This window comes from Larkinella terrae (genome assembly GCF_009668025.1).
Lineage (GTDB): Bacteria > Bacteroidota > Bacteroidia > Cytophagales > Spirosomataceae > Larkinella > Larkinella terrae.
Genome location: NZ_WJXZ01000012.1, coordinates 427,503 through 452,203 on the forward strand (window position 1 = coordinate 427,503; position 24,701 = coordinate 452,203).

Sequence of the window (24,701 nt, forward strand, 5' to 3'; positions counted from 1 at the left end):
GCCGACAATCTTACCAGAAACTCGGCCTCACGTTGCTGCCCGCTGTCCGGCAATCGACACAATACGGCGAACTCATCCGATAGCCGATGATGGCCCCAAAGGGCGAAAAAACCTCGTCGATGGGAATGGCGCCCGCTTCGGCCTGCTGAGCCGCCGACTGCTTCTCCCGCGTCGGAAATAGAGGAGCAGTATCGGGCAGGCAGGACTCATACATACTCGGAACATTCCATTCGTTCGGCAGTTCGGAGCCGTTGACAAAAATCCGTTTCTCTTCCACGGAATAACCGCTCAGATAACCGACGACGGATTCGTTCGGATCGGTCACGCCGTGAATATTGCCGATGACCTGAAACGGCTGCGGATCGAAAATGGACCCCAGACTTTCGGTATTTTTCTTCAGATTCTGCCAGTACTCGAACGACTCGGCGGTTTGGGCATACTGCTTTACCAGCAGGCTATAGCGGTATTTGAGTCGGTTGGAAGCGGTGTTGGACACAAACAATAACGGCGCTTTATTGACTACATCCTGTGTCAGTTGCGTTGTCGATCCCACAAAAATACCGCTCGATTTGGCGGAACCCCAGCAGTGGTTGATGTCGTCTAGCCGGGTAACAAACGCTTTTTTGACGTAGTCGACGCGGGAATAAAAGGCGGAATAAAACTCCCAGGTTTCTTCGTATTCCCAACGGTAATATTTGGTGCTGTTCGTTTCGTCGTGGGTGCTGACGTAAAACTGGAGGCCCTCATTCTGAAAAACTTTCCAGCTTACCTCGTCAATTTTGGGCGTCTTTTTGATGACGACGTAATCGGACTGGTAATTGCGGCCAGCGGCCGTTTTGATGGTCACCCGGTATTTCTGGCCGAACTGCAAATTGCCGTTATCCAGCGTATAACTTCCGTCGCCCTTGTCGACAAAGGTCTGGCTCCCTCCTTTTTCGCCTTCAACTTTAACCGTGGCCTTGGTTTCGACGGTCGGTTTCTTGCCATCCGACAGGTTTTGCGTGCGCGACAAGCGAATGGTGCTGGTGCCCGCGCCGTTCAAAAAACCGTCGACGACCAGGTAGGTGTTAGGGGCCGAAATCGCGGGGGGGCGGTAGGGATCGACGCAACTCCCGATGATCAGCGAAACCAGTATAACGAGGTATTTCTTCATCACGCTCAAAATTTGAAATTGTAGGTAACCGTCGGGATCGCCTGCCCAAAAATGGACAGTTTGTAACCCCGAACAATACCGCCAACTGAGTTAAAATACACCGAATAAGCATTCCGGCGGCCCGTCAGGTTATAAGCCGCCACCGTCCAGGAACTGTGCGCCAGCTTCTTGACTTTGTGATTGCCCTCGATGTTGAGCGATAGATCGGTGCGGTAATAATCCGGAATGCGGTACTGGTTTCGTTCGGAATAATACACCCGCTGCGAACCGGCCAACTCGTATTTCGCCAGCGGCAGCGTAATGGGCCGCCCTGTGCTGTACGTAAAGTTGAGCGAAATACTAAACCGGCGGTTGATGCGGTAATTGCCGACCCAGGTCACGTCGTGGGGTTTATCGAAATTGCTCGGGTAATAGTCGCCCTTGTTGATGACTTCCTGCGGAACGCTCCTGTCGACGCGCAAAAACGTGCGGGAATACGTGTAACTCAGCCAGCCGTTAAACCGCCCGGTGAGTTTTTTGATCAGAAATTCAACCCCGTAGGCAATGCCGTTGGCCCGAACGACCTCCGTTTCGGGGTGGTGATTCATGATCAGGACGGCTCCACTCCGGAAATCCAGCACGTTTTCCATCGTTTTGTAATACGCTTCGACCGAGGTTTCAATCGTGTTATTCCGCAGATTTTTGTACAACCCGAGCGAAAACTGATCGCCGATCTGCGGCAGGATATTCGGGTCGCTCAGCTTCCAGATGGCCGTCGGTGCAATGGCCGTGGTGTTCGAGAGCATGTGCAGATACTGCCGCATCCGGTTGAAACTGACCTTGATCGATGCGTCGGGCGTGAAGGCGTAACGCGCCGAAATGCGGTATTCGGGGCCGTGATAGGTCTGAATGTTTTTTCCGGCTCCGTACGAAAGCGTATCCTGAATGTTGGCTTCCGTCCGGGGAGAACCGTTCGGGTACACGTACACATCCTTCGGGCCGAGGTAATTGAACAGGGAATAGCGCAACCCAAAGCTGATCGAAAACCTGGGCGAAATATCAAACCGGTCGCCGATGTAAAGCGCACTTTCCAGCGCCTTTTCGTTCGAAACCTGATCCGGTCGAACCAGCGACGCCGTGCCGAGCGGTTCGAATGTTCCCGGATGCAGTTTGTAAAGGCTTGTGCTGACGCCAAAATCAATTGTGTGTTTGGCCGTCGGATAGTAGTTGAAATCGGTTTTAAACGTCGACTGATCGACCTGAAACTTCAGCTTATAGGCGTTGACCGGGTTTTCTTCGCTCGAAACCGAATAGCCGTAGCGGCTCGTGGTGGCCGTAAAAACGCTGTAGAGTTTCGTATTGAAGATGTGCTTCCACTTCAGGGTCGCATTCAGGTTGTTGTAGTCGTAAAGCGTATCGCTGTTGAGCTTGAACGCATCCTGGCTGTAATAACCGGTCAGGTAAAGGGTATTTTTTTCGTTGAATTCATGGGTAATGTGCGCGTTCAGATCGTAGAAATTCGCCCGGCTGTTTTTGAACGATTTGTTATTCAGGCTTTTCAGCAACCAATCCGAGTATGTCGAGCGAGCGCCAATCAGAAACGACGATTTCTCCTTGATAATCGGCCCTTCGAGCGTCAAACGGCCCGTCAGAACGCCAATCCCGCCCGAGCCTTCCAGTTTTTTCTTGTTGCCATCGCGCGTGGTCACTTCCAGCACCGACGACAGCCGCCCGCCATACCGCGACGGAATACCGCTTTTATACAGCTCGACACTCTTGATCATGTCGGGGTTGAAGGCCGAAAAGAAACCGAACAAGTGCGACGGATTGTAAATCGTGGCGTCGTTGTATAAAATCAGGTTCTGGTCGGTCGAGCCGCCCCGCACGTTCAGCCCCACGCTGCTTTCCCCCACCGACTTCACGCCCGGCAGCGTCAGCACCACTTTCAGCAGATCGGCTTCGCCAAAGGCCGTGGGCACCTGTTTCAGCGTCCGGATGTCGAGCCGTTCCAGCCCCATCTGCAAACCCGACACGTTGACGTCCTTCTCGGCTTCGATCAGCACTTCCTTCAGAGCAATCACGTCGTCTTCCATCTCAATTTCCAGCTTGCCGTCCGAATACAGCATCACCTGCCGCTTCGTATCCTTCATGCCGATGCTGCGCACCTTGAGTTCGTGCCGACCGCGCGGCAGCGTAATCGAATAATAACCAAATTGATCGGTTACAACGCCAATGCGCGGTTTTTCGATGTAAACCGCCACGCCGATCACCGGCTCACCCGACGCGGCATTGCGGATGTGACCCGCCAGATTGGCGTTGCCGGGGCGGATCGGGTTGGTCGGGCGTCCGATGTTGAACAGCCGGGTTTCGAGCGTAATCCGCCGTTTTTCTTTTTCCGCCAGGTAATCAACAATCGAGGTGTCGGGCTCGGTTGATGTGCTGCCTCCCCGGTCAAAAAAACCGATCGGTAAATCCGTCCGAATGGCGCGTTCGGGCGTAATGAAAACCTGTTTCTTGGCGTCGATGGCGTAAAACAGACTCGTACCTTCGAGCACCTGCCGCAAAACCGCCGGTAGCAACTGGTTGGTATTCTGATAATTGACCCGGATGCTGTCGACGTCGCGGAGGTTGTAAAAAAACCGGTAGCTGCTCTGGTTTTCGACCTCGCGCACAAACTCCACGAACGACACGTTGGTAAACGGCCCGCGGATCGGTTTTTCGGCGGTTTGCTGCGCGAAAGTGGTGGTCAGCGAAACCACAAAACAGGACAGAAGGAAGAAGGTGCGGTAGCAATTCGTCATAACGATCGGGTAGCTTCGTCGTACTGTTGGGCAAGTTTGACAATCGCCTGTTCCCGGTTCTGTCTAAACTTGATGCGGTTTTCGCGGAGGTATTTTCGGAGCGCTTTCTTCTGATCGGCAAACAGGTTCAACACCGATCGTTTGGATTTAACCGAATAAAAAAGGCCGTTTTTCTCAATGTAATAGAAGTTATCCGACAGATACTCTTCCTTGACGGCATTTTGCACCAGCTCGGTTTTGATGGTTTTGATCCGCCGGGCCAGCACTGTCGACCGGCCGTCGTAGAGCTGGTCGTAAAAACCGGTACGCAGCCCGACGTTGTGGGCCGTGTCGCGCACGATGCGAACGAAGGTGTGATTGGGAATCGAAAACCGGCTGATTTTGATGCTTTGTAACTGCATGCGGTATACGCTGTCGATGTGCGGCACCACCACCACATCGTCGACCAGATCGTAGAGCAACCGAATGTTTTCGTACGTAACGCCGTCGTACGTCACGGTTCCGACCCGCCAGAGCGAATCGACGTACGGGTAGCCTTTGATGCTTGGCAGGTGCCCGACGTATTCCGCGCCGTTGTACAAACGCGCCTGGTCGGCGGTGGATCGGACGTAGCGGGCGTGGGCGTAGTTAACCGCCTGTTCCCGGAATGCACTATCTGCTGAAGCCTTTTGTCCGAAAACCGCGCTTCCCGGAAAAATGGCTATCAGGATAACCAGTACAACAATACGATTCATCAGGTAAGGGTGAACAGTCTGGACGTTTAGGTTGTATTTAAACCAGATTAACTTAGCAAGTATACTATTTTTTCGGATTTTTCCCGTTAATTCCGGGCTCACTTTAGTCCTATAGACAACTTTTCGCGCCAATCCGTTGGAAACCCAACCGTCTAAATTTCCCGCTGATTTTCAGGAGCTTCTTTCCGGTGAACTTGCGCTTGAGCCATTTGTAACCACCGAAAAGACGCCGTTTCGGCTGTTGCGCGTGGCAGACACCCCCATTATTCTTCACTGTATTGATTTTGAGACCTATGAAACCATTCGGCAGCGGGCGGATCTGCCGGTTTTTTTTCAGCAACTCACCGACCGGTTTTTGGCGAAAAGCCTGCAACTGATTCACCTCTGGGAGGATGTCTGGCGAAGTGAACCGGTCATTGTCCGGTCGCGGCTCCGGGCTATGGTGGGGCTTTCCGAGCGGATTCCGGCCCGGTTGACGCAGGTTCGTCGCATTGACAAACCCACGGCGGGGCGGTTTTTGCAGGAAAATCATTTACAGGTCGTGACGCACTCGAAATACAAATACGGTTTGTTTCTACCCGCCCGGTATTTTCGGGTTTTACCGAGCGGTTTTGCCATCGAACCCGCCAATGCAACGGAGCTTTTGGTAGCCGTGGCTACGTTCAGTTATCCGCGTCAGGTGATTCGCGACGGTAGTTCGTACCGCTCGGTGGAACTGGTAAGGTTTGCCAACCGGCTGAATGTCACGGTGGTGGGCGGATTGGACAAACTCCTGAAAGCCTTCACGACCGACGCCCGGCCCGACGACATCATGACCTACGCCGACCGCGACTGGTCGAACGGACGGAGTTACGAAAAATTGGGCTTTACGCGGCTGGAAGAAACCGCTCCCAACCGGTTCTGGGTTCGGCCGGACGAGTGGATTCGCCACTATCCCAGCCGCCTGCCCGCCGGTTTAACGGAAAACGAAATGCCCGCCAAAGGTTATATTCCGGTTTATAATTCGGGGAGTGTTAAGTTTGTGAAACTGTCTTGAACTGGGATTACGCAGATTAAAGGATTAAGAGGATAAAAAAATTAAAAAGATTTCGGCAGCCATCCTAGTTAATCGTTTAATCTGCGTAATCCCAGTTCAAGAAACTATCTTATGCCAAAAACCGTCGTCATTCTGGGGCCGACTGCGAGCGGCAAAACGCGGCTGGCCGTGCAGGTGGCGCAGCGGCTCCATGGCGAAATCATCAGCGTGGATTCCCGGCAGGTATACCGCGACATGGACATCGGTACCGGAAAAGACCTGGACGAATACCGTGTTGGTAATCAATCCATTCCGTATCATTTGATCAATATTGTCGATGCGGGAGCAGAATACAATCTCTATCAGTTTCAGCAGGATTTCAATACCGTTTACCACCAGATTCTGGAGCGCGGCCGGACTCCCATCCTTTGCGGAGGAACCGGTTTGTATCTCGAAGCCGTGCTGAAAGGACACCAATTTACCGCCATCCCGGTCAATGACGACCTGCGTGCGGAGCTGCAAAAGCACCCCGATGACGAACTCCACGACCGGTTTCGACAAATACCGTCCGCTTACACGGTTTTGGCCGATACCTCCACCCGCAAGCGGCTGATTCGCGCGATTGAAATTGCAACTTATCTGACCGAAAACCCCAGCGTCGAGCTTCCCGGCCCGGTTTCGCTCCCCGATGCGGTTATTTTCGGGATTGATTTACCCGTTGAGATACGTCGTCAGCGGATCACCGAGCGGTTGCAGCAGCGGCTTCAGAACGGCATGATCGAGGAAGTGCAGCGGTTATTGGAAAGCGGTATTCCGGCGGAAAAGCTGATTTTTTACGGCCTGGAATACAAATTCATTACCCAATACCTGAATGGCAACCTGGATTATCCGACTATGACTGCTCGGCTGGAAACCGCCATTCACCAGTTTGCCAAGCGCCAGATGACGTTTTTTCGCAAGATGGAGCGCGACGGTTTCGTCATTCACTGGCTCGACGGTCAGCAACCACTTACTCACTTAGTCGACCTCACCATCAATGAGTTGCAGGCACTTTAACACTGGAAAACCCGGCTCTTAACTCTTAACTCTTAACTCCTAATTCGAATCCCGTCAGTTTTCCGTATTTTTGGGGCATGACCCAAACAACAAACCCGCTTGTTTTTCTGGAAGCGCTTCATCAGGAGATTCAACAAACCGATTACGGCCAGCAACCCGCCGAATTATACGATCCCATCAGTTACATCATGAACCTGGGCGGTAAGCGAATGCGGCCGCTGCTCACCCTCATGGCGGCCTACCTCTTCGGTGACAACTGGCAGAAGGCGCTCAAACCCGCCGTTGCGGTGGAGGTTTTCCATAATTTTACGCTCATGCACGACGACATCATGGATCAGGCGCCCCTGCGCCGGGGCCAGCCGACGGTGCACGAAAAATGGAACCACAACATCGCAATTCTGTCGGGCGACGTCATGCTCGTGAATGCCTACGAACTGCTGCTGGATGTGGAAACCCCGTACCTGAAAAAAGTGCTGTCCCGTTTCAACCGCACAGCCGCCGAAGTCTGCGAAGGTCAGCAACTCGATATGAATTTTGAAACCCGCTGGGACGTCACGGAAGCGGAATACATCGAGATGATCAAGCTGAAAACCTCGGTTTTACTCGGTTTTGCGCTCGAAATGGGAGCAATCATTGCCGGTGCCGACGATGAAAACAGCCAGTTACTCCGCGAAGGCGGCATTGACATCGGCCTGGGTTTTCAGCTGAAAGACGATCTGCTGGATGTTTACGGCGATCCGGCGAAATTCGGGAAACAGGTGGGTGGAGATATTATTGCCAACAAAAAAACGTTTTTATTGATCGAAGCCCTGCAACAGGCCAGTGGTCCGTTGAAAGACGAACTGATCGGCTGGCTGCGGGCAACGGATTTCGACAAGCAGGAAAAAGTCCGGGCCGTAACCGGTATTTACGACCAGTTGGGCATCCGGCAATTGACCGAAAACCGCATTAATGATTATTTCACCCGGGGTTTTGCCAACTTCCAGCAGGTGGTTGCCGACCCGGCCCGCAAGGCGCTGTTGCTGGATTTTACCGAGCAGCTCATTGAACGGGAAAGCTGACCAGATCCACACGCACCCACCTAACCGACCCGAACTGTATGAGTGTTACGCTTGCTATTATCGTCATAACCGTACTTGTTAGCTTATATGCCTGGCGCAACGAATCGTTCTTGCTAAGCACCATTCTGAATCCGCAAAAAGTGCTCCGGCGCGGGCAGTGGTACCGGCTGCTAACCTCCGGTTTTATCCACGCCGACATGAGTCACCTGCTCTTCAATATGTTCACGCTCTATTTTTTCGGAACACTGCTCGAGCGGGTTTTCAGCATCCTTTTCGGCGGATCAGGACCAATTTATTTGTTGATTTTTTACCTGGTTGCGATTGTGGTTTCCGATATTCCCACGCTGATCCGGCAGCGCAATAATTCGAACTACAACTCATTGGGAGCCTCGGGGGGCGTGTCGGCACTGCTGTTCGGTGCCATCATGTTTCAGCCGACCGAAAAAATTTACCTCATGGCCGTCATTGGCATACCCGGTTTTATTTTTGGAGCGCTTTACATGGCGTATTCCTTCTACGAATCCCGGCGTGGACGCGGCCACATCAATCACGACGCCCACTTATACGGGGCCGCTTTCGGAATCATTGTCGTTATTCTTCTGTACCCACCCGTCGTTTCGACTTTTGTCCAGGAAATTGCAAACTGGAGGTTGTTTTGAGAATTGACGGCTGACCATCGACGATTGACCATCGACGGTTGGCGATTGACATTGATGATGGGGAAGAAAAGAGAGAATATGGCTAATGGGATTTACTTTTGTCAGCTTTCCATCGTCAATGGTCAATCGTCAATCGTCACTTTTACCCCATGCCGCAACTACTAAACCAACCCTACCCTTGTGAAGAACCGGCGCGTCGGCGGTGGGCAAAGGCGTTCTGGATTGGCGTATTTGTGGGGCTTTTTCTGCTGGTTTTTCAACCGTTTGACCTGAACCGGTGGCAGACGCCTTATAAAAATGCCAAAATCCTGGGTTTCGGGCTGATTTCATTTGCCGTAACCGCCGGTCTCAGTCAGCTTCTGCCGGTTTTGTTCCCGAACCGATTTACCAACGAACGCTGGACCGTTGGGCGCGAAATTCTCTGGGTAACCACGCACATTACGCTCATTGCCGTCGTCAACTATCTCTACCTCAACTGGTTGATCGGAAAACCCTTTCACGGCATCGGACTGCTCGGGATGATGGTCGTCACCTTTCTGATTGGCGTTTTCCCGGTAGGGGGCTCCGTTGTGGTCAATTACATCATCAAACTCAAAAAGTACAGCCAGGCGGCCCGGGAAATACCGATTCATGAACACCCGGCGCAAAACCGCATCGACGAACCAGAGCCTTGTGTCATCACGATAACCGCCGAGAACGAAAAAGACAGCCTGACTTTCGTAGCCAACGACCTGCTCTATATCGAATCCAGCGACAATTATTCGACGGTGGTGTATTTGAAAAACAACGAACCGGTGAAAACACTGCTTCGGAGCAGCCTGAGCCGACTGGAAAATCAACTTGACCCGGATTCTTCTACCAAATCGATTGTCCGCAATCCGATTGTCCGCAATTCGATTGCCCGGTGCCACCGGTCGTACATCGTCAATCTGGAAAAAGTGGAGAAGGTGACGGGCAACGCACAGGGCTACAAACTACATCTGCACAACGGTCAGTTTCAGCTGCCGGTGGCCCGGAAATACAATGACACGCTGGTGGCCCAGCTGAAAGCGTTGTCCTGAGGGTTGTCAAACATCCCAACTCCTTTGCCAAACGTCCCGGATGTTCCCAAACTCCCCAAAGGGTTGCTACACAACCCTTTAATTTGACCGGTTTTCCGACTTCACGTAGGTTTGTTCCAACGAATTGAACACAACCAAACGCTTTCGGGTCATGAATATCCTGCTCAAAATCATGTTGATTGGCCACATATCGGCCGGTTTTCTCGCCTTGCTGGTCGGGATTGTTCCGATGGTTTCCAAAAAGGGAAGTCGGCTGCACAAACTGACCGGTTTGGTATTTTACTGGTGTATGGCCGTCGTCTGCCTTACCGCCGTTTACCTGGTTTTCTTCAAACCCAGTTCGCTGTTTTTGCTGTTTATTGCCATTCTGAGCTTTTATTTCTGCTTTTCGGGTCGGCGCATTCTAAGGATGAAAAAAGCACAGACTCAGTTTACCTTGACGGATCAACTAGCCGCTTATCTGGCGGTGGGTGCTTCGCTGGTGATGTTTGGGCTGGGCGTTCGGGCGGTTTTCGGGTGGTTTACAACCGGAAGCATTTCCATTTTCGGGATGCTATACTTCTTCTTCGCCGGTATTCTGTTCGCTAACGCCCGGTACGACGTTAGCCTGATCCGGCACCCGGAAAAAGCGCGCTACGGTAAAATGGAGTGGTTTTTCGGGCATATCACCCGGATGTGCGGTTCCTACATCGCGACGCTGACGGCTTTCGCGACGGTCAACACCCGGTATTTACCGGATCATCATTTCCTGGTCGATATTGCCGCCTGGACACTGCCGGGCATTATCGGCGGCATGTTGATCGGACGCACGATCCGGTATTACCTGGCGAAATATAAGCTGGATAAAGTAAAACCGAAGGACTTACGTACCCATGGATCGGCGGGAGTTATTTAAAAAAGCCTTTGGGGTCGGGCATTTTCTCGCGGAGTTCCTGCAGGTAGACGAAGTCGACCGAAGCCAGGTCCAGCGTGCGGCCTTTGTGCAGATTCTCCCAGGCGGCCGCATAATCGCCCTTGGCATAATGCGCCCACGACAACCGCATGAACGTGTTGGCGTTCGTTTCATCGTACTTCAACGCTTTGTTGAGCACGGCAATGGCGTCTTCGAGCAGTTCGTTATCTTTGTTTTCCTTGTATTGCTTGAGTTCGACCGTTGCCAGATCGGTCATCAGAACGGCGTTCGAATCCGCTACTTCCAGCCCTTTTTTCAGGAGCCGAATGGCCTCGGGCGTTTTTCCCTGCTGGTAGCTGATGACGCCAAGTCCCCAGTACGTATCAGAGTTTTTGTCGTTCAGGAGCCAGGCCAGATTGAAGCGGTAGGTCGCCGTATCCAGCTGGCCTTCCGTCAGGTATTCCCAGGCGCGGGTCGAGAAGAACTGACTGGCTTCGGTACGATTGGCAAAACTCTGGTCACATTCGTTCAAAAACCGTACTTCCCAGGCAATATGTTCCGTAGTTTTTGCCTTTTCTCCAAACAAAGGCGTCACCATCGGGTTTATAGCAGCATGGTTGGTTTCTTTCGAAACCTCAACAACGGTATCATTTTTACCGGCTTCGATCTTCCGGGCCGAACTTACCAGTGATCCGGTCTGCGCAGCAACACCCAATGGAAGGCAAAGCAGCAGGCCGAAAAACCGTATTCCTTTTGTCCGATTATTCATGAGACGTTCAACGTACTAACCCCTATAGAACGTAGGGGCATCTAATTTAGTACAAAAAAATGAAAAACGGTTACGTCTTCCGGCGACGGGAAGAACCGGTTTGAGGTTTGCTACTTCGCCCGGTCGGGCTTTTGGGCGATTTTCCGCGGGTCGGGGCGTTGCGGGAAGGGGCGGATGAACTGCGGGCAGTTGCCGGTTTTACCCGGCCTTTGGCGGGTACTCCTTTCTTTTCGTGAAAAGCGCCTTTGAAGGTGGGATCCGCTTTTTTGCGTTGATCGTCAATCTCTTTCAGAAAACTCTGCTGCTCTTCAAACGGCGTTTCGGTAATCGGAACCGCTTCCGGAATGGGTTCGCGCGGAATCTGCATCCGGATGATTTTCTCGATCTGCCGGATGTGGTATTCCTCCGGCATCGTCACAAACGTAATGGCTTCGCCGGTGTGGTTGGCGCGCCCCGTGCGGCCAATCCGGTGGACGTAATCTTCGTAAATCAGCGGCACATCGAAGTTGATCACGTGGCTGACCTGGTTGACGTCGATGCCCCGCGCGGTTACGTCGGTGGTCACCAGCACGCGAATATTCCCTTCCTTGAAGGCTTCCATCGCATTGATCCGCGTATTCTGGCCTTTATTGGCGTGCAGAACCCGGATTCGGTCGTCGGCAATGACTTTGCGGGCTAAAAATTTATAGATGTTGTTGGCGGTTTCCTTGGATCGAGCAAAGACAATGACCCGGTGGGCATCTTCGAAACTCATCAGATGCGCCAGCAGGTCGATTTTGGTTCGGAAATTGGGAACGGCGTATATTTTTTGCGTCACCATATCCGCCGTCGACGCCTGGGGCGTTACCTCCACCCGCATCGGAAACTCCAGAAATTCGTAGGAAAGCTCTTCGACTTTGGGCGGAAAGGTGGCAGAAAACAGCATATTCTGCCGTTTGACGGGAATCACTTCCAGAATCTTCCGAATCTGGGGCATGAAACCCATGTCCATGATTTTGTCCGCTTCGTCCATGATCATGGTATTCAGCAGCTTCACCACGATTTCGCCCCGCGAATACAAGTCCGAAAACCGTCCCGGCGTGGCTACCACAATATCAACCCCCTTCTGAATGGTTTCAATCTGCGTTTTGGGGCCAATTCCGCCATAAATTGCCACGTGCCGGATGTCGGTGTACTTCGCCAGCTCCGTGATCGCCTTGTCGATCTGCATTGCCAGTTCGCGCGTCGGGGCCAGAATCAACGCCCGGGGGTGCTGCCCCTGCGCGTACTTGATTTTCATGAGCAGCGGCAGCAGATAAGCCGCCGTTTTGCCGGTACCGGTCTGCGCAATGCCCAACACGTCATGTCCCGCCATCGCCAGCGGAATCGCCTGCTGCTGAATGGGCGTCGGCTGCGTATACCCAGCCTCTTCGATGGCGTTCAGTAGCTGCCGGTTGAGCTTAAAATCTTCGAAAGAGTTCACTATGATTCTGATGATTTAAAATGATGACGATGATTCTGATGAAATGATTTGGGTGACGTTTCAGAAAAATCATCAGCGTCACTGAATCACCGTCATCATTTTAAATCACACTCATCATCGTCTAGAAACGATTCAACACCCGTTCAATGCCACTCAAATAACCGGTTCCGAACAGGTTCAGGTGCACCAGCAGCGGATACAGATTGTAAATCGGGACCCGTTCCTGAAAACCGTCTTCCATCGGGAACGCTTCATCGTAGGCATCGTAAAACCGCTCGTCAAAACCGCCGAAGAGCGTGGTGAACGCCAGCTCGGCTTCGCGCAAGCCGTAATAAACCGCCGGGTCGATGAGCGTGGCATCGCCCTGTTCGTTTACCATGACATTTCCCGACCACAAATCGCCGTGCAGCAACGCCGGGCGTTCAACCGGCAATAAATCGGGCAGCCGCAGGTATAATTTTTGAAATTTATCGTACAGCGTTTTGGAAATAAGTCCTTTGTAATACGCCATACCGGCCAGCGGCTGGAGTCGTTGCTCGATGTAAAAAGTGATCCCGTTGTCTGTTAATGTGTTGCTTTGCGGCAGCGAACCAATGTAATTATCAAAGCTCAGGCCGTATTTCGATTGGGTGTGTGAGTGTAATAACGCCAGCGACTGCCCGAATGATTCCCAGTAGGTGGGTTTTGCCACCACCGGATCGATGTATTCCAGCACCAGGTAGGTTTTATCGCGGTATTTTCCGTAGCCAATCACTTCAGGAATGTAAACCGCTTCGGTGGAACGGAGCAAATCCAGTCCACGGGCTTCCCACTCGAACATATCGATGCTCTCGTCGGGGTTCCATTTCACAAAAAACAGCCCTTCCGACGAAAAAACCTGCGCAGCCGTGCTGACGTTCCCTCCCATCAAAAACCGGGCTTCCAACACTTCGACCGACCGGCCCAGGGTTTGGAAAAGGAGCCCTTCAAAAAAATCAAACTGTTCTTCTCCCAGCCACATCACGCAATCCTGTTTTCTGTTGTCGTGGTTTATTGTTTCGATTTACAGTTTCCAGTTGGTACTTTTGCCCTCCTCATCCCGCTCCCCTGCTATGAATACCCAGATACAACATTTGTATGAACTGGCCCAGCGCCCGGAACGCCGGATTATCGGACTGATGTCGGGTACGTCGATGGATGGTCTGGATGTGGCGCTCTGTCGGATTAAAGACAGCGGTCCGCAAACCGACGTTGCGTTGACCCATTTCGAGACTATTCCGTATACCGACGACCTGAAGGCGGAAATACGGAAAGTTTTTGCCAAAAAAGAAATCGATTTTCAACATTTATGCCTGCTTAACGCGTGGATTGGCCAGTTACACGGCCAAATGGTGGCCGATTGCCTCCGTCGCTGGAACCTGACAGCCGCCGACGTCGACCTCGTGGCCAGCCACGGCCAGACGGTTTTTCACGCACCCAAGAGTCAGCACCGGCTCGCTAACTTTCCGAACGCGACGCTCCAAATCGGTGATGGCGACCACGTTGCGGTGACCACAGGCATCATTACGCTCAGCGATTTTCGCCAGAAACACATCGCTAAAGGGGGCGAAGGCGCTCCGCTGGCGGTTTATGGCGACTATTTTATCTTTTCGAAAAAAGGCGAAAACCGCCTGATGCTCAACATGGGCGGCATTGCGAATTTTACGTATCTGCCGGGAAATCTGAATGCTGAGGAAGTTTTTACGACCGATACCGGTCCCGGCAACACGCTCATCGATGCCTTTACGCGGCAACTTTTCAATCAGCCGTACGACGCCAATGGGCAGATTGCCGCACGCGGCACTGTCAATCCGGACTTGTTACGGGCGCTGAAAGAAAATTCGTTTTTTACGGCTCCCTTTCCCAAAACCACCGGCCCGGAAGTTTTTAACCCGGATTATGTGGAGCAGGCCCGGCAGCGCAGCCAGACCGACGACCTGACACCCGAAGATCTGCTGGCAACCCTGACCCGGTTCAGCGCCGAAACCATCGTGGAAGCGATTCAGAAAGTGATCAAACCGGGCGAGGATTACACGATTTACCGCAGCGGGGGCGGCATGCACAACCCGGTTTTGACGGGCGCCATTCAGGAACTGCTCCCCGGTTTTCGCTTCGCCAATACCGATGATCTGGGCATTTCGGGCGACGCTAAAGAAGCCATATTATTTGCCGTTCTGGCCAACGAAGCCGTTGCGGGCGGGCACACCTCGTTCGGAAACCGGCAGGGCGTTCCGACAGTTTCGATGGGCAAAATATCTTTTCCGAATTAAATACCCGTAAATCCCCTGAAGAGGACTTGGACGCCAAAACATCCGGATTCAAAAAGTCCCCTTCAGGGGATTTAGGGGCTAAAAATAGATAACATGACTGATATCATCATCATCGGGGGCGGCATCGTGGGGCTGGCGACGGCCCTGCAAATCAAGCGGCAGCGCCCCGGCCTTTCGGTAACCGTTCTGGAAAAAGAAAACCGGCTGGCGGCCCACCAGACCGGCCACAACAGTGGCGTTATTCATTCGGGATTGTATTATAAACCGGGTAGTCTGAAAGCTACCAACTGCATTCGGGGCTACTGGATGCTGCTGGAATTCTGCGAGAAAGAGAACGTTCCCTACGAGCTTTGCGGCAAAATTGTGGTGGCTACCAAACCGGCCGAAATACCGCAGCTCAACAACCTCTACGAACGCGGGCAGCAGAACGGGCTGGAAGGGTTGAAAAAACTGACGCAGGCCGAAATGCACGAAATCGAACCGCACGTCCGGGGTGTTGAGGGCATGTGGGTGCCGCAAACGGGCATCATCGACTACGTACAGGTGTGCGAGAAATACGCCGAAAAGTTCCGGGAACTGGGTGGAGAAATCCGGCTGGGCGAGAAAGTGACGCAGATTACGCCCGGAAATACGCTCTCGGTAGTGCTGACCGATAAGGCCACCTACGAAACCAAACTGGTCATTAACTGCGCCGGATTGTATTCCGACAAAATTGCCCAACTGACGCAACGCGAGCCCATCAATCTGCGGATTATTCCGTTTCGGGGGGAGTATTTCAAAATCCGGCCCGAAAAACAGTATCTGGTTCGGAACCTGATTTATCCCGTGCCGGACCCCAATTTCCCGTTTCTGGGCGTTCATTTTACGCGGATGGTGCACGGCGGGATCGAAGCCGGGCCGAACGCGGTGCTGGCGTTTCAGCGGGAAGGCTACCGGAAGTCGGACATTAATTTGAAAGAAATGTACGAAACCCTGAGCTGGTCCGGTTTTCAGAAAGTGGCCGCTAAATACTGGGAAACCGGTTTGGGCGAAATGTACCGGTCGTTTTCCAAAACCGCCTTTACCAAGGCGTTGCAGGAACTGATTCCGGAAATTCAGGAAGACGATTTGGTGGAAGGCGGTTCGGGCGTTCGCGCGCAGGCCTGCGACCGTACGGGCGGATTACTCGACGACTTTGCCATTCTGGAAACCGAGCGATCGATCAACGTCTGCAACGCCCCTTCGCCGGCGGCAACTTCGTCGTTATCAATCGGTCTGACGGTATCGGAAAAAGCGTTGAGCCGGTTTTAAAGACCGAATAATTAGAAAAACCTTAAAAATAGAAATAATGTAAAAATCCACTTGTTACCATGATCATTTGCTTCGTAACTTGCAGAGCTTTAGCATTAACCCTAAATAATTTTATTATCCCTAACAAAAAATATGAAAAATTTCCTGTTTGCCATTGCCCTCTTAACCGTAATTACCTCCTGTAAAAGCAAAAAGCGATTAGCTGAATTGCAAACCGTTCATGACAAAGTAAAACTGGAATTGGAAGACTGCTCTAAAAAGACGGCCAGTCTGCAAAGTAGCCTCGGCACCAAAGACGCCGAACTGCTTACTAAAAACGGTCAGATTACCGATTTACAGAGTCAACTGGATTACCTGAAAAAAACCAACACGAACCTCCTGGATCGGATGGCCGATCTGTCGATTGTCAGCAAAGCCGGTGCCGAAAGCATCCGTCGTTCGCTGGAAACGCTCTCGAACGTGTCCTCTTCGGCACAACGCCGGGATTCGATCAACTTGTTGTTGGTTAAAAACCTGAAACGGTCACTTTCTGACATCAACGACAGCGATGTGCAGGTGGAAGTGAAGAAAGGCGTTGTCTATGTTTCAATTTCCGACAAACTGCTGTTTCCCTCGGCGAGCTACGTCGTAAACAAACAGGCAGAGACGGTTCTGGGCAAAGTAGCGCAGGTGATCAACGATCATAATAATCTGGATGTGCTGGTGGAAGGCCACACGGACGTGTACCCGATCTCGACGCAATTCCTGAAAGACAACTGGGATTTGAGCGTTATGCGGGCAACTTCAGTGGTTCGGACGCTGCAATCGCAGTTTGGCGTTGCTCCGGCCCGTTTGACCGCCGGTGGCCGTTCTGAATACATTCCGAAAGCCGATAACACCACGGAAGCGGGTCGTCAGACCAACCGCCGTACCGAAATCGTGCTGTTGCCGAAACTGGATGAGTTCTTCAACCTGTTGACGGAGAAAAAATAATTTACTTTACCCCTAAATCCCGAAGCGTCGGCCCGGCCTAAAGGGGACTTGGACGCTTCGGGATTTAGGGGCAGTGGCCGAAGATCATCAGACCTTCGGCCACTTTTTTATACCCCAATCGTAAAACCGGTTTCGAAAAAACCGTTCGGTTCCGCGTGCTGAATGGCTTCTTTTTCCTCGAACGGCACCGGCGTACCTTCGCTATCGGCGCAGCCCAGCCAGGGTTCGATGCAGACAAACGAAACCCCCGGTTTATTCCACAGGCCGAAATACGGGAACGCCGGAAAACTGACCGTTACGGCATGATCATGGTTCCGGCTCCGGATCGTCACGCTCCGCGACTCCGGATTTTTGAACACCAGCGCATCGTCTTTAAACAAATCGTTGACTAACGGAAGTTGTCGGTCGACGGTCAAAACCGGCTGGGTTTCGCCCGTAAAGTAGCCTTTGGGCGACAGCATATGGCGTTCCAGCGGTTCTTCCTTCTGAAATTCCAGGTAATAATCCTCGAATTGTTCATTCGGCAGAAACGGCACGGCAAAAGCCGGGTGGGCGCCCACCGAAAAATACATCCGCTTATTTTCCGGATTGATCACCCGGTAAATGATCGTCAGTACCTGATTTTCAATCCGGTATTCGATCTGAAACTCAAACTCGTAGGGATAAACTGCCCGCGTTTGGTCGTTGGCTTGCAGCGCAAAAACCGCCTTCGTTGGCGTGGCTTCCACCACCGTAAATTCGGAATGGCGGGCAAAACCGTGCCGCTCCATCGGGTACGGTTTTCCGTCGACGATGATCTGATTGTCGAGGCAACCGCCGACCACCGGAAATAAATTCGGTGCGTGCCAGGGCCAAACCGCCGGATCGGCCTGCCAGAGGTGTTCGATCCCCGTCTGTTTGTTATAGAGTGAAGTGAGTTCGGCGCCTTTCGGGCGAATGCCAACTTTGATGAAATCGTTTTCGAGTATGGTCATGTTTGCAAATGGTTTCAGCAACTTCGCGACAAAAATGGGCAGAAAGCCGTAACTTTGGGCAAATTTTTACCGCATGGCTCCACAACGCAACCGGGCGCTGACGTTCATCTTCATTACCATTCTCATCGACTGCACGGGTATTGGGGTTATCGCCCCGATCGTTCCCCGACTGATTGAAGAACTGACCGGCGGAAATCTCAGCGAAGCGTCGCAATACGGCGGCTGGCTCACGTTTTCCTACGCCATCATGCAATTTGTCTTTGCACCCATTCTGGGCGGTTTGAGCGACCGGTTCGGTCGGCGACCGGTACTGCTCATTTCACTTTTCGGCCTGGGCGCCGATTACGTGTTCTGTGCGTTTGCGCCCACCATCGCCTGGTTGTTTGTCGCGCGGTTTGTTGCCGGAGTTTGCGGAGCCAGTTTCACCACCGCGGCCGCGTACATTGCCGACGTTAGTCCGCCGGAGAAACGGGCGCAGAATTTCGGGCTGGTCGGGGCCGCTTTTGGGCTGGGCTTCATTGTTGGGCCCATTATTGGCGGTATTTTCAGCCAGTACGGTAGCCGCGTTCCGTTCATGATTTCCGCCGGACTTTCGCTACTGAATTTCATCTACGGTTATTTTATCCTTCCGGAATCGCTGTCGCCGGACCATCGCCGGGCGTTCGACTGGAAACGGGCCAATCCGGTGGGGTCGCTGAAACGGCTGAAACGCTATCCGGCCATTGTCGGGCTGGTCAGCACGATGGTGTTGCTCTACATTGCCGGTCAGGCGCCCCAATCGGTCTGGACGTATTACGTCATAGAAAAATTCCACTGGAACGAAGCCTGGGTCGGGTATTCGCTCGGTTTCATCGGCCTGACGGTCGCTATTGTCCAGGGCGGTTTGATTCGGGTGGCCATTCCGAAACTGGGTCAGAAACGGGCGGTTTTTACGGGGCTGACCTGCTCCATCATCGGTTTTACGCTGTTTGCGTTTGCCAGCCAGGGCTGGATGATGTTTGCGTTCATGATTCCGTACGCGCTGGGCGGTTTGGCCGGTCCCGCCGTGCAGGGCATTATTTCGACGCACGTTCCGCCTAATGAACAGGGCGAATTGCAGGGCGCGCTGACGAGTCTGGCGAGCATGACGTCCATCGTTGGCCCCTTGTTAATGACCAACTTGTTTGCGTATTTTACGAAACCCGAAGCGCCGGTGTATTTTCCGGGCGCGCCCTTTCTGATGGGCGCAGTGTTGACGCTGCTTGGCGTCATTTTAATCGCAAAGGCCTTGGGAACAGATCATTCGATGGTACCCAAAACGGAAGAATCGACTTCCGGCCTTTAGTTTTATGCATTACCGTACGGTTTACGACATCGCGGCCAGAGGCTACGAGGAATGGCTTATGGCCTACATTGCGGCCGGACTCGCCATTGCAACGCTGGTGGTTTTTCTATTCTTTCATTCCTGGAAACACCGGAAAATCCTGCTGACGGTTTTCTGCGTCTTCACCGCCGTGGCGGTTCTCCTGCCCTATTGGGATTATACCCGGCTGAAAAAGAAGCTGGAATCCGACGACTGCCTGAAAACCGAGGGCATAGTAACCGGCTATTGGGAGAAAAAATGGCGCGACAAGGATGCCAGTCAAAAGTGGCAAAATTATCACTACGAAGGATTTACGGTCGATACGGTTAAATTTGGCTACTACATTACCGGCGGGGGCAGTGCCGCCGGTTTTCAAAACAACGACGCCGTTCGGGTGCCGATCCGCGATGGCATGCGGATGCGCGTGCATTATTACGACGAACCCATCATTACCGACGGAACCGTCGAAAACCGGATTTTAAAGATTGAAGTGGTGGAAGGAAGCAGTAACTAATAAATGGTAAATGTAAAATGATGAATGCTAAATGTAAAAGTGCCGGATTGGAAAACACTTTTATATTTAGCATTCATCATTTATTCATAATCTGTTCTTCCCGGTATACGTAAAAGTACCTGTTTTTAAGAAACCGTAAATTTCCTCTACCAAACCGCGGTTCAATCTGCCAACTTTGTAGCGTCGAAAGACACAGCAACAACAACTACTGAACAACAAGAACAACAACAAGTACTACATGGAAAAGCAAGCCTGGGCCGAATCGTGGGAAGAGACGAACAGCCGCTTTCACCGCCAGGACGTTCATCCGTACGTGCTGAAACACCTGACGCCGTTTGCGTTAATGGAAAAATCGATTTTCGTGCCGCTCTGCGGCCGGTCGCTGGATCTGGTGTATTTCAGTCAATTTGCGGAACGCGTTGTGGGCGTGGAAAAGGTCGAAGGCGTTATCCTGCAATTCTTTGCGGAAAACCAGCTTGCGTATGAAAAAGTCGGGGAGCGGTATATCTCGAACAATCTGACCATTTTTTGCAAAGATCTGTTCGCACTAACGCCCGATGAAGCCGGTGAGATTGACCTCGTATATGACCGGGCTTCGTTGGCTGCGTTACCGCTTCCCATGCGGGTCGGGTACCTGCAAAAAATGGAAGAGCTGACCTCTCCCGGAACGGAGTATTTTCTGAACACGCTGGAATATGCGCCGGAAATGAACGCGGCACCTTACAGCATCGCTCCGGAAGAGGTTTACGGGTATTTTCCGAATTACGTCATTAAGCACGTCGAAAGGCCCGAAGTTCCTTACCACCACCTGATGCGGAAATTTAACCTGCATTACCTGCGCGAACACGGTTTTCTGATGCGCAAACTGCACAACGCGTCGTATGCGTCGCTGGTGGAAGCCGCCAGCCAGAGTTTCTACGCGTTTTCGTAATAGTATACGCGCATTATGCCCCTAAATCCCGAAGCGTCGGCCCGGCCTAAAGGGGACTTTTTGATTCGGATTTTTGCTGCGTCCAAGTCCCCTTCAGGGGATTTAGGGGTTATATCCTACTTTTTCCGGACCGGTTTTTGGGCTGAATAGCCCTTTTTGCCGTGGAACCAGTGGGTGGCCTGGCCCGTCAGCCAGAGATAATAGTCGGAATCCAGCCCGGTTTCGATGCCCACAAATTTGCCCTCGCCGTTCAACGGTAATTCATTTTCCCGCTTCGTCTTGAAAATGGCCGTTCCTTCGTCCACTTCGTCGAACATCGCCACGTACAGACTTTGTGCCCCGGCCTGTTGGGCTCCTGCGACCTGTTGCCACAGGAAATCGCCTTTCAAACGCGGAATCTGGTTGTAGACATTCGGACTGTTTTTCAGATTTCCCCAACTGAATCCCGGAAAAACCAGCGGCACGTAATCGACTTGATTAGTTTTGCACCACTCGATATCGTCCGCCAGCGTGTTTCCCGAAACCGTTGCGTACGAGTTGGGATTGTACCGTCCGACGGCCCAGGGCATGATGATGTCGGCACTTTTGATGAGCGGATGCAGCAGTTCCGACGGTTCGGTATCCTTCGTCATCGTTCGCCAGTAATACGGCACGCCCAGCAAAACCGCCGTTTTCTTCGTCGGCCCTTTCACTTTCTCCATCAGTCCCTGAATATCGGCCACGGTATACCGGCGGTTGTCGTTAAACCCGACTCCCCAGATCGCCAGCAGCGGTTTTCCGTTGTGCCGGAGATAGGTCGGATTTTCCTTGTTGTTGAACAGGGCAAAAAGCTGTTGCAACTCATTCCAGTCGTTCGCCAGCAAATCCATATCCGCCGAGGTCGAACCGCTCAGATCGTACATGATGGAGATGGCCCGTTTGTGCTTTTTAGCCGCTTTCAGCGCGTTAGCCAGCACTTTGTTGAAATGCCGCTTCCCTTTTTCGGATTTGATTTCGGACAAAAACCGCTGCATAAACACCCCGTCGATGCCGTAGTCTTTCATCCATTTGAAATGCAGATCGACGCTGGTTTCGTCGTACGGGCTATACACCGATGCGGTTTCGCCATTGGCGTATTTGAAGGCCGTCGGGTAAGTGGTCGGGTAGTCATTTACATCGGGCCAGAAGTCGATCGACGCAAAACCGGGTTCGAACTTTCCGCGTTTCTGGTAATGGTGCCAGCCCCGGTCGGACGCGTCGCCCTGAGCGGCAAACCAGCCCTGGTATCCGGCCATAACCAGCCCCTTGTAGCTGGTGTAGAGACAGCCGGTTTCGTCGTAGTTGACTTCAGTAGTCTGACTTTTAACGTCAAAACCGGAAAGTAAGGCCAATAAAATCCCGGCCAGGAAAATGAGCTTTTTCATGGAATTTAGGTAAAATCGTATGTGTCAGATTTAATTTGTCAGCTTCTGCGGGTTAGAAAATGATCCGGTAAGGTTCTGGAAAAATGAGCGGTTTTATTTCTGATCCGGTTTTATCAGTTCGTCCAGCGTCCAGGCTTTGGTGCGTCCGGCGGTTTGCTCCCGAACGGCTTTGACATCGGCGGGTCGTACGCCAACGCCCTGATTGGAGCCAAATTCGTAGCGGATGTAACTCAGCACCGAAGCCAGCCACTCGTCGTCGTTGGCGCCCATCGCGGGCATTACGTCCGGGTACGTTTGGCCGTCGATCGGGCCGGACAGACCGTGCAGCAAAATGCGGATCGCGATGTCTTTGTTGCGGTTCCGAACGCGTTTCGAATCCACCAGCGGAGGGGCGGCTTTGCTTTCCAGTCCTTTGCCATCCGGCCCGTGGCAGGTCGTACACAGCGACTTATAAATCGTCGAACCGTTCAGCACCAGCTTCCGATCCACTTCGTCCAGACTGCCCAGCCGCCGTCCAAACTTCTTAACGTCTTCGTTTTTGTCCAGACTTCGCTGCGCGCGGGCCACCATTTCATTGCCGGGCGCCAGCGTAATGATTTCCTGCGCCAACACCTTCGCTTTTGGATCAGGACTATACGAAAGTGAAAGAACCAATTGCGTGCGGACGTCGAAACTCGGATCGGTTTTCAAATCACCCAGCCGCGCCAGCAGAGTCGCGTCGTTTTGTTTCAGATACGGTTCACTGAGCCGAACGGCGGTTCGGCGGGCTTGGGCGTCTTCGTCCGTCAGGACTTTCAAAATCACGGTTTTATCCAACGCGTTCAGCCCTTCCAGCGTCCACAAGGCGTGAATACGGCCCAGCGCCGAAGCCGGTTTTTGGCCCGTTGCAATGGCCTTCAGGGTTGGAACAACGGTTTGGTCGTTGCGGACGATCAGTTCTTTCTGGGCGTTATCGCGCCACCAGCCGTTCGCATGATCCAGATAGGCGACCAGTTTGGCGCTGGTTTCGTCAAGCATCTGCGGTTTTGGGCCGGGTTTCAGTCCGTCGTGAACCAGTCGGTAAATCCGGCCGTGCTGGATGTTTTTGTCCAGCCCCAGGCGCGTAATCTGGGGCCGCAGGTAGCTATCCGGCCGCGTCCAGTTGCCTTCCTGAATGATACCCCGGTGCATGTCGACCAGATACAGACAACCGTCCGGACCGGTATACATGTTGACGACCCGGAAATTCATGTCGGTCGACGCGATGAATTCTTCTTTCTGGTAGGCATTTTCGAGCGTCGTTTTACCGGCCACATTGCCGACTTTTGCCCGGCGGATCAGTCTCCCAACGGGTTCAGCAATCAGCAAATCGCCTGACAGATCTGACGGCAGCCGGTCGCCCCGAAAAACCACCTGCCCGCAACTGGCCGTGAAATGATTCAGGGTGGTATCGGCGGGCCGGATGCGCTGCACACCACCCTGCACATCCGGCGTTTTGATGATTGGCCAGACGGCGTTGAATTCCTGGCTGTACTGATCGCTGAATTCCATCCGCCCGTAAATGGGATTGATCTGGAAACCCAGGGCTGGAACTTCGCCCCCCGCCGACGAGAAATACAGCCGTCCGTAATTGTCGTGCGTCAACCCCCACTGACCACCGGAGCCGCTGGGAATCGAATCGGCTTTCAAAACGCCCCCCGTATACCGAAACCGCACCGGATCGACGGTGACGTAAATCCAGTTGTCGAGGTTCCAGTCCAGACCGCTGCGCTGGTGTTCCAGGTTGCCGGGGGCCTTTTTGCCCGGATTAAAAACCGGTTTTTTCTGATCAGCCACGCCGTCGCCGTTCGTGTCCTTGTAGCTGTAAATGTCGTAGGTATCGGTTTCGTTGACCAGCAACTCGTGCCCGACGCACAGCAACATGCGGGGTAACAGCAGTTTATCGATAAAAACGGAGCTTTTGTCCATTTTTCCATCGTTGTTGGTATCCTCCAGCAGCATCACCCGGCTCGTCGGATCATGTTCGTGGGAGCCGTCCACATCCTGCATGTAGGTATTCATTTCCACCACGTACATGCGGGCGTTTCCATCCCAGGCCACCGCCACCGGTTCATGAATCATCGGTTCGCTAGCCACCAGTTCAAGGTGATAGCCTTTCGGCAGCCGGAACGATTTCAGACTTTGTTCGGGCGTTAAATGAGCCGGAGACGGATTCTCGGTAAACGCCGGAACGGTTTGTTCGGATTGGCTCGTAGCGGTTTGGGCGGAATTCGGGGCATTTTGCCGGGCGACCTGACAGGTAACGGCCAGCAGCGACGCGGCCAGCACACTGCTGAGCCAGATTGTTTTTTTCATGGGTTTAGAAG

At 52.8% G+C, this 24,701-nt stretch carries 20 protein-coding genes and 1 pseudogene; 12 read left to right on the top strand and 9 right to left on the bottom strand.

Features of this window, described 5'->3' with window-relative positions; all coding sequences use genetic code 11:
* Positions 1–10: 10 nt before the first annotated feature.
* From GJJ30_RS20190 to GJJ30_RS20200, 3 genes are read right to left on the bottom strand one after another with little or no spacing between them, the layout of a single operon-like run.
* Positions 11–1,153: a DUF4249 domain-containing protein gene (locus GJJ30_RS20190; RefSeq protein WP_154176974.1), complete on the bottom strand. Its 1,143-nt coding sequence runs from the start codon at positions 1,151–1,153 to the stop codon at positions 11–13.
* Positions 1,154–1,158: 5 nt separating this feature from the next.
* Positions 1,159–3,933 (bottom strand): TonB-dependent receptor, encoded by a 2,775-nt coding sequence (locus GJJ30_RS20195; RefSeq protein WP_154176975.1) that lies wholly within the window; start codon positions 3,931–3,933, stop codon positions 1,159–1,161.
* Entirely contained in the window at positions 3,930–4,667 is a 738-nt protein-coding gene (locus tag GJJ30_RS20200; RefSeq protein WP_154176976.1) for a hypothetical protein, read from the bottom strand. Before GJJ30_RS20200 ends, GJJ30_RS20195 begins: the two co-directional genes overlap by 4 nt.
* Before the next feature lie 136 nt (positions 4,668–4,803).
* On the opposite strand from GJJ30_RS20200, the gene GJJ30_RS20205 reads away from it, so the two are divergent.
* The 6 genes from GJJ30_RS20205 (at position 4,804) to GJJ30_RS20230 (ending at position 10,414) form a co-directional block, all read left to right on the top strand.
* Positions 4,804–5,703 (top strand): PDDEXK family nuclease, encoded by a 900-nt coding sequence (locus tag GJJ30_RS20205; RefSeq protein WP_154176977.1) that lies wholly within the window; start codon positions 4,804–4,806, stop codon positions 5,701–5,703.
* 111 nt (positions 5,704–5,814) lie between these two features.
* Complete coding sequence (miaA, locus tag GJJ30_RS20210) at positions 5,815–6,738, top strand: tRNA (adenosine(37)-N6)-dimethylallyltransferase MiaA (RefSeq protein WP_154176978.1); 924 nt, start codon at positions 5,815–5,817, stop codon at positions 6,736–6,738.
* Between the two features lie 77 nt (positions 6,739–6,815).
* Complete coding sequence (locus GJJ30_RS20215) at positions 6,816–7,799, top strand: polyprenyl synthetase family protein (protein WP_154176979.1); 984 nt, start codon at positions 6,816–6,818, stop codon at positions 7,797–7,799.
* A 38-nt stretch (positions 7,800–7,837) separates the two neighbouring features.
* Positions 7,838–8,458 (top strand): rhomboid family intramembrane serine protease, encoded by a 621-nt coding sequence (locus GJJ30_RS20220; RefSeq protein WP_154176980.1) that lies wholly within the window; start codon positions 7,838–7,840, stop codon positions 8,456–8,458.
* Between the two features lie 149 nt (positions 8,459–8,607).
* Positions 8,608–9,519, top strand: coding sequence for a LytR/AlgR family response regulator transcription factor (locus GJJ30_RS20225; RefSeq protein WP_154176981.1), 912 nt, complete (start codon positions 8,608–8,610; stop codon positions 9,517–9,519).
* A gap of 151 nt (positions 9,520–9,670) precedes the next feature.
* On the top strand, positions 9,671–10,414 hold the full coding sequence (locus GJJ30_RS20230; RefSeq protein WP_154176982.1) for a DUF2306 domain-containing protein: 744 nt from the start codon (positions 9,671–9,673) through the stop codon (positions 10,412–10,414).
* Here the strand turns inward: GJJ30_RS20230 and GJJ30_RS20235 are convergent.
* The 3 genes from GJJ30_RS20235 to GJJ30_RS20245 all read right to left on the bottom strand — a co-directional run bounded on the left by GJJ30_RS20235 (position 10,407) and on the right by GJJ30_RS20245 (position 13,642).
* Positions 10,407–11,180: a tetratricopeptide repeat protein gene (locus GJJ30_RS20235; RefSeq protein WP_154176983.1), complete on the bottom strand. Its 774-nt coding sequence runs from the start codon at positions 11,178–11,180 to the stop codon at positions 10,407–10,409. The two genes, GJJ30_RS20230 and GJJ30_RS20235, sit on opposite strands and share 8 nt — an antisense overlap.
* Positions 11,181–11,250: 70 nt before the next feature.
* Positions 11,251–12,648 (bottom strand): DEAD/DEAH box helicase, encoded by a 1,398-nt coding sequence (locus GJJ30_RS20240; RefSeq protein ID WP_310588345.1) that lies wholly within the window; start codon positions 12,646–12,648, stop codon positions 11,251–11,253.
* Between the two features lie 115 nt (positions 12,649–12,763).
* Entirely contained in the window at positions 12,764–13,642 is an 879-nt protein-coding gene (locus tag GJJ30_RS20245) for a fructosamine kinase family protein (RefSeq protein ID WP_154176984.1), read from the bottom strand.
* Between the two features lie 91 nt (positions 13,643–13,733).
* On the opposite strand from GJJ30_RS20245, the gene GJJ30_RS20250 reads away from it, so the two are divergent.
* The 3 genes from GJJ30_RS20250 to GJJ30_RS20260 all read left to right on the top strand — a co-directional run bounded on the left by GJJ30_RS20250 (position 13,734) and on the right by GJJ30_RS20260 (position 17,192).
* On the top strand, positions 13,734–14,930 hold the full coding sequence (locus GJJ30_RS20250) for an anhydro-N-acetylmuramic acid kinase (protein WP_154176985.1): 1,197 nt from the start codon (positions 13,734–13,736) through the stop codon (positions 14,928–14,930).
* Positions 14,931–15,023: 93 nt separating this feature from the next.
* Positions 15,024–16,220: an L-2-hydroxyglutarate dehydrogenase gene (lhgD, locus tag GJJ30_RS20255; RefSeq protein ID WP_154176986.1), complete on the top strand. Its 1,197-nt coding sequence runs from the start codon at positions 15,024–15,026 to the stop codon at positions 16,218–16,220.
* Positions 16,221–16,352: 132 nt separating this feature from the next.
* On the top strand, positions 16,353–17,192 hold the full coding sequence (locus GJJ30_RS20260; RefSeq protein ID WP_154176987.1) for an OmpA/MotB family protein: 840 nt from the start codon (positions 16,353–16,355) through the stop codon (positions 17,190–17,192).
* Positions 17,193–17,299: 107 nt separating this feature from the next.
* On the opposite strand, the gene GJJ30_RS20265 is transcribed toward GJJ30_RS20260, so the two are convergent.
* Positions 17,300–18,166, bottom strand: a complete 867-nt coding sequence (locus GJJ30_RS20265) for an aldose 1-epimerase family protein (RefSeq protein WP_154176988.1) — start codon at positions 18,164–18,166, stop codon at positions 17,300–17,302.
* A gap of 67 nt (positions 18,167–18,233) precedes the next feature.
* On the opposite strand from GJJ30_RS20265, the pseudogene GJJ30_RS20270 reads away from it, so the two are divergent.
* The 3 genes and pseudogenes from GJJ30_RS20270 to GJJ30_RS20280 all read left to right on the top strand — a co-directional run.
* A pseudogene (locus GJJ30_RS20270) lies at positions 18,234–19,490 on the top strand (TCR/Tet family MFS transporter); the annotation flags it as partial.
* Positions 19,491–19,494: 4 nt separating this feature from the next.
* Complete coding sequence (locus GJJ30_RS20275) at positions 19,495–20,022, top strand: hypothetical protein (protein ID WP_154176990.1); 528 nt, start codon at positions 19,495–19,497, stop codon at positions 20,020–20,022.
* Between the two features lie 238 nt (positions 20,023–20,260).
* Entirely contained in the window at positions 20,261–20,953 is a 693-nt protein-coding gene (locus GJJ30_RS20280; protein ID WP_154176991.1) for a class I SAM-dependent methyltransferase, read from the top strand.
* Between the two features lie 116 nt (positions 20,954–21,069).
* Here GJJ30_RS20280 and GJJ30_RS20285 read toward each other — a convergent pair whose 3' ends face one another.
* Positions 21,070–22,356: a glycoside hydrolase family 99 protein gene (locus GJJ30_RS20285; RefSeq protein ID WP_154176992.1), complete on the bottom strand. Its 1,287-nt coding sequence runs from the start codon at positions 22,354–22,356 to the stop codon at positions 21,070–21,072.
* 93 nt (positions 22,357–22,449) lie between these two features.
* Positions 22,450–24,690, bottom strand: coding sequence for a DUF7133 domain-containing protein (locus GJJ30_RS20290; protein ID WP_154176993.1), 2,241 nt, complete (start codon positions 24,688–24,690; stop codon positions 22,450–22,452).
* Positions 24,691–24,701: the final 11 nt, after the last annotated feature.

Bases quoted from the DNA above. Each gene is read 5' to 3' on its own strand.
- GJJ30_RS20275 (WP_154176990.1), top strand. From the start codon at position 19,495: ATGCATTACCGTACGGTTTACGACATCGCGGCCAGAGGCTACGAGGAA.
- GJJ30_RS20215 (WP_154176979.1), top strand. From the start codon at position 6,816: ATGACCCAAACAACAAACCCGCTTGTTTTTCTGGAAGCGCTTCATCAG.
- GJJ30_RS20225 (WP_154176981.1), top strand. From the start codon at position 8,608: ATGCCGCAACTACTAAACCAACCCTACCCTTGTGAAGAACCGGCGCGT.
- lhgD (WP_154176986.1), top strand. From the start codon at position 15,024: ATGACTGATATCATCATCATCGGGGGCGGCATCGTGGGGCTGGCGACG.
- GJJ30_RS20195 (WP_154176975.1), bottom strand. From the start codon at position 3,933: ATGACGAATTGCTACCGCACCTTCTTCCTTCTGTCCTGTTTTGTGGTT.
- GJJ30_RS20245 (WP_154176984.1), bottom strand. From the start codon at position 13,642: ATGTGGCTGGGAGAAGAACAGTTTGATTTTTTTGAAGGGCTCCTTTTC.
- GJJ30_RS20285 (WP_154176992.1), bottom strand. From the start codon at position 22,356: ATGAAAAAGCTCATTTTCCTGGCCGGGATTTTATTGGCCTTACTTTCC.
- GJJ30_RS20250 (WP_154176985.1), top strand. From the start codon at position 13,734: ATGAATACCCAGATACAACATTTGTATGAACTGGCCCAGCGCCCGGAA.
- GJJ30_RS20200 (WP_154176976.1), bottom strand. From the start codon at position 4,667: ATGAATCGTATTGTTGTACTGGTTATCCTGATAGCCATTTTTCCGGGA.
- GJJ30_RS20235 (WP_154176983.1), bottom strand. From the start codon at position 11,180: ATGAATAATCGGACAAAAGGAATACGGTTTTTCGGCCTGCTGCTTTGC.
- GJJ30_RS20280 (WP_154176991.1), top strand. From the start codon at position 20,261: ATGGAAAAGCAAGCCTGGGCCGAATCGTGGGAAGAGACGAACAGCCGC.
- GJJ30_RS20260 (WP_154176987.1), top strand. From the start codon at position 16,353: ATGAAAAATTTCCTGTTTGCCATTGCCCTCTTAACCGTAATTACCTCC.
- GJJ30_RS20290 (WP_154176993.1), bottom strand. From the start codon at position 24,690: ATGAAAAAAACAATCTGGCTCAGCAGTGTGCTGGCCGCGTCGCTGCTG.
- GJJ30_RS20265 (WP_154176988.1), bottom strand. From the start codon at position 18,166: ATGACCATACTCGAAAACGATTTCATCAAAGTTGGCATTCGCCCGAAA.
- GJJ30_RS20190 (WP_154176974.1), bottom strand. From the start codon at position 1,153: ATGAAGAAATACCTCGTTATACTGGTTTCGCTGATCATCGGGAGTTGC.
- GJJ30_RS20220 (WP_154176980.1), top strand. From the start codon at position 7,838: ATGAGTGTTACGCTTGCTATTATCGTCATAACCGTACTTGTTAGCTTA.
- GJJ30_RS20230 (WP_154176982.1), top strand. From the start codon at position 9,671: ATGAATATCCTGCTCAAAATCATGTTGATTGGCCACATATCGGCCGGT.
- miaA (WP_154176978.1), top strand. From the start codon at position 5,815: ATGCCAAAAACCGTCGTCATTCTGGGGCCGACTGCGAGCGGCAAAACG.